We start from the raw sequence: 657 nt of genomic DNA on the forward strand, positions 1-657 counted from the left end.
TGCATCACCGGCACCGGGTTCATGAAATGCATGCCCATGAACTTGGACGGGCGGTCCGTCGAGGCCGCGAGGCGGGTGATCGAGATCGACGAGGTGTTCGTCGCGATCAGCGCCTCGGGCTTCAGGTTCGGGACCAGCTTCTTGAAGATCTCGCGCTTGAGCGCTTCGTTCTCCGTCGCGGCCTCGACCACCAGATCGGCGTCATGGAACACGGACAGGTCGGAACCGGTGGCGATGCGGGCGATCGCCGCCGTCTTGTCGGCCTCCGTCAGCTTCCCCTTCTGAACCTGACGGTCCATGTTCTTGGAGATGGCGGCCACCGACTTCTGCAGAATCTCCGGGCTGATGTCGGAGATGACGACCTCGTACCCCGCCTGCGCGCAGACGTGGGCGATGCCGCTGCCCATCTGGCCGGCACCGATGATGCCAATCTTCTTGATCGTGGACATATGAGCTTTCCCGCTTGTCTTTGGCCCGCTGGTCTTCCGAAGAGGACTGGCCGGTTACGCCTTGCCCAGCTCGGCCGTCAGCTCCGGCACCGCCTTGAACAGGTCGGCGACGAGGCCGTAGTCGGCGACCTGGAAGATCGGCGCCTCCTCGTCCTTGTTGATGGCGACGATGACCTTGCTGTCCTTCATGCCGGCGAGGTGCTGGATG

General features: G+C 63.5%; 1 protein-coding gene and 1 pseudogene. Both read right to left on the reverse strand.

The genetic code is table 11. The annotated features are described in order from the left end of the window. Positions 1–449, reverse strand: a 449-nt coding sequence (locus DS837_RS31905; protein WP_170296065.1) for a 3-hydroxyacyl-CoA dehydrogenase NAD-binding domain-containing protein, incomplete at its 3' end; no start/stop codon positions are given. Positions 450–503: 54 nt separating this feature from the next. After that, a pseudogene (locus tag DS837_RS31910) lies at positions 504–657 on the reverse strand (electron transfer flavoprotein subunit alpha/FixB family protein); the annotation flags it as partial.

The organism is Azospirillum brasilense (genome assembly GCF_008365405.1).
Classification (GTDB): Bacteria; Pseudomonadota; Alphaproteobacteria; order Azospirillales; family Azospirillaceae; genus Azospirillum; species Azospirillum brasilense_D.